This is a genomic window from Thiolapillus sp. (assembly GCF_048562965.1).
Lineage (GTDB): Bacteria > Pseudomonadota > Gammaproteobacteria > Chromatiales > Chromatiaceae > Thiolapillus > Thiolapillus brandeum_A.
In genome coordinates this window covers 1-3,155 of record NZ_JBHNMF010000381.1, presented here as the reverse complement: position 1 = coordinate 3,155, position 3,155 = coordinate 1, and the positions used below count along the sequence as shown (strand labels likewise).

Annotated in this window: 5 protein-coding genes; 3 read left to right on the top strand and 2 right to left on the bottom strand. The window is 50.3% G+C overall.

What is annotated here, in order from left to right; all coding sequences use genetic code 11:
• Positions 1–134 precede the first annotated feature (134 nt).
• Positions 135–548 carry a helix-turn-helix domain-containing protein gene (locus tag ACOCD2_RS15125; protein WP_293648250.1) on the bottom strand — a complete coding sequence of 138 codons (414 nt, stop codon included), beginning with the start codon at positions 546–548 and terminating at the stop codon, positions 135–137.
• A complete protein-coding gene (locus tag ACOCD2_RS15120; RefSeq protein ID WP_293648238.1) occupies positions 548–1,150 on the bottom strand; it encodes a heteromeric transposase endonuclease subunit TnsA in 603 nt (200 codons plus the stop codon). Before ACOCD2_RS15120 ends, ACOCD2_RS15125 begins: the two co-directional genes overlap by 1 nt.
• Before the next feature lie 643 nt (positions 1,151–1,793).
• Between ACOCD2_RS15120 and ACOCD2_RS15115 the strand changes: the two genes are divergently transcribed.
• The 3 genes from ACOCD2_RS15115 to ACOCD2_RS15105 all read left to right on the top strand — a co-directional run.
• The gene (locus ACOCD2_RS15115) at positions 1,794–2,291 is read left to right on the top strand and encodes a hypothetical protein (protein ID WP_293648241.1); all 498 of its coding nucleotides are present in this window, start codon (positions 1,794–1,796) and stop codon (positions 2,289–2,291) included.
• Entirely contained in the window at positions 2,291–2,917 is a 627-nt protein-coding gene (locus tag ACOCD2_RS15110; RefSeq protein ID WP_293648244.1) for an RES family NAD+ phosphorylase, read from the top strand. The genes ACOCD2_RS15115 and ACOCD2_RS15110 overlap by 1 nt, the downstream gene beginning before the upstream one ends.
• A 17-nt stretch (positions 2,918–2,934) precedes the next feature.
• The coding region (locus tag ACOCD2_RS15105) for a hypothetical protein (protein ID WP_419593386.1) at positions 2,935–3,155 on the top strand (221 nt) is incomplete at its 3' end.

The window sequence follows — 3,155 nt, the reverse complement described above, 5'->3', positions numbered from 1 at the left end:
CTATTGCCGCATCTCCAGTTACCTGCAGACCATGGCAAATCAGGGATACAATCCGCTGGTCGCCATTCAAATGGCCTTTTCGGGACAGCTCTATGCTGATAGGGGTGAGTAGTTACCAAAATAGCAACTTTATTTCACCCGAAAATATACGGTGGAACAATGTTGCTTACTCTAAACTCTAGGTATCTATCGATCCATCGATAAATCGTGGCGCTGTTGACGCCCGCCTTTGACGCGACGGCCTCCACCTTTTTGCGCCCACCGCGGCCTTTCAACAATGGGCGAATGAATTCATACCGTCTTTCGGCTTCTTCCCACTGTTCATCTGAAAGATTCAGCAGATCTTCTCCGCCGGAGGCGAGTCCCGAATCCCCGACAGGCTCCAGTTCTCCAATGGGAACCGTCGAAACTTCATCCGATTCAAGATCCCTGGCCAGAACCAACTCCAAATCCAACACCCGGGTGATGCGCATCTTTTTGCCCCGATACTCCACCAAACTGTCGGTTCGGAGAGCCAGGCGCCCCTCATTCTCTTGATATTCCGCCATCAATCCTTACTCCCAAGCACACATCGCATGCTCAACGGTTGATGTAGATCGACATCGATCCGCCTGTTGGCGACCAGGTACCACACGGTCGGCAACAATTGAGCCTGCTCCCATTGATCATCACTGAGTTGAGCGAGCAGATCCGCCGGCGTGGTTTTTTCCGAACGAGCCAACTGGTGGAGGATGCGATGCATATCTTCTTTTTCGACATTCCTGTTCTTGAATCTGCGCAGAAACTTGGTGTTCAACAGGGATTGTGTCCGGATCTCCCGTTCCGTCAACAACCGGAAGACCCACCCATTTTTCTTGGCGAACCGTAGAGCGGCCCGAAATCTGGGCTTGAAATCCCGCCAATGCTCCTTGAGTTCCTTGCGGAATTTCACCTCGGCCAACACCGGCTTCCGATCGACTTCCGGCACGTACTCGATCAGGACATCCGGCGTGTATTTTCTTGTTTTGCCCCGGGCGTCTTTGTAACGGATTTCAACGGGCTGTTCCTCAAAGCGCTCCACGGTCCAGTCGAAATCAAGCATGTGGTAAAGGTCGCGCTCAAGGGACCCCTCGAATTCGGCGGCATTGTTGGCGGACTTTTCGCTGGCCACGCACCCCGTGATCACGCGGTAATTCCTCGGTATTTTCCTGGCAGACATAACTTATTGTATTTATTAATAATATTTTACAAACAGCTCTTCTCCGCGTTGATGAGTGAGCTTTTTCCATTTTTCAATCCTGCCCCGTACTTGGCACCCATATGACTGGACGCCGCGTTCGGAGGCCTATTTGGTTTTCCCTCTGACACAAGGCACGCCGGGATAACAGTGCGGCCTCACGGCTACTGTAGACAACCAGTCTCCGCTTCGCTCTCCATGGCTGGCAGCGATTGCACATCCTGCTCACTCATCAAAGCGGAAAATGTAATGTTACCGCATATTTGTCGCATAATTAAAGAATTTGACACTCCCCGGCACTACAAGATGCTTCCAAATACCCTCCCTGAGCGGGGGCTAGGTGTGGTTTTTACTTGCCAAGGTTTCGCTTGTATACTAGAATTACAATGGAGACAACATAAACACGTTGCCCTTTATGCAGGAGAGTAATATGACATTAACTACGCTACAGAATCTGAGTAAGCACAGAGACGAACAAGTCGTCCTGTCCGCCATACGTTCCTTCTATACGACCAGGAAACATAACGAGAACACCGAATCATCCTTTACTCGAGTGATCAAGTTGCTCAGTGAACACATGGCCGATATGAAGATGCAGGTTGATTCAGCCGAGATGACCGATACGGAATTACTGCTGGCCGTGTACAAGGAAATTATCGAAAAACTGTCTGGAGTAAAAAGCCAACGCCATCAGTTAATCCTGGAAGGCGTCCGTCGATTCAACGAAATGATCGAACGCGCTGGTGGCGGCTATACCGCTGTCGAGGTGGCGGACCTTTTGGGGATCTCCCCCCAGGCAGTGGGCAAAAAAAGAAAACGCAAACAGTTGTTGGCTGTGCGTCGCGGTGAACACGCCATCTATCCCGTCTGGCAGTTCAATGGAAATGAGGTGGTAACCGGGCTCAAGGAGCTACTTGAGGAACTGGAAGGACTGAGTACGATCATGAAAACGCAGTTCCTGTTAGGCACCGATTCCGAGTACCAGATGTCCCGTATCGAATACCTGAAATCGAACGGGTTGGATGAAAATCTGCGTCGCAAGGCGCGTCAATTGGGAGCACAAGGAGCTCGCTAATGAATGTCGATCCGCATAAGATCGTTGATAAGTGCAAACAGGTGGAATTGTTCCCTGGGGACAAGATGCTGCGCATCAACAAGCGTAAGCATTCGAGCGCCATTTACTATGGTAGAAAGGCATTGTATCGCTGGGATGCGAAGGACAATAGCTACGGTGTCATGTATACCGCGAAGGATATCGATACCGCCTTTGCCGAAACCTTCGGCCATGATGTCATAAACGAAAAGGACTTTGCGGAAGACAAGTTTATCGGTCTTGCGGATCTAATGAGCCACAATGTTTGGGAATTGACGGTGAAGAAGTCGTTGACGCTACTGGACCTGACGGGGAAGTCACTGATTCGCCTGAACTTGGATATGTCCTTTGTCAGTGACCCAGACTATGCGCTGGCACGGCGCATTTCTACAATTGCCTACGAAAGCGATTACGATGGCATTTACTATCAATCCAGAGCGCATCCCGGGGGCTTTGCCTATGCCCTATTTGATCGGACGAAAGCCACGTTGGAAGAAGCGTGTTTGGGATCACTGGGGGATTGGAGCGATGAATTTGACGGACGAACCATTGATGCTGTTTTGACGGAACAAGGCTGGTACCTATACGACCACAATCATAATGTGTAGCAAGGGAAGAGGTTAAGATGCAGATTGATCAAATCACCAGCCGATTAATGTTCCTCATGCGAAAGCTAAATCATAGGCTTTACCCTAGCGGTCTGTTGAATCCACGCAGTCCCCAAGACCTAAAGGCGGCTTTCAGTGCAATGGGGGTCGATATTTATGAACTGCCCACTGGTACTGAGTTGCCCATCAACATGCGGATGGACTCTCCACCAGGAGTCACCTATGACTCGGTGGAGTG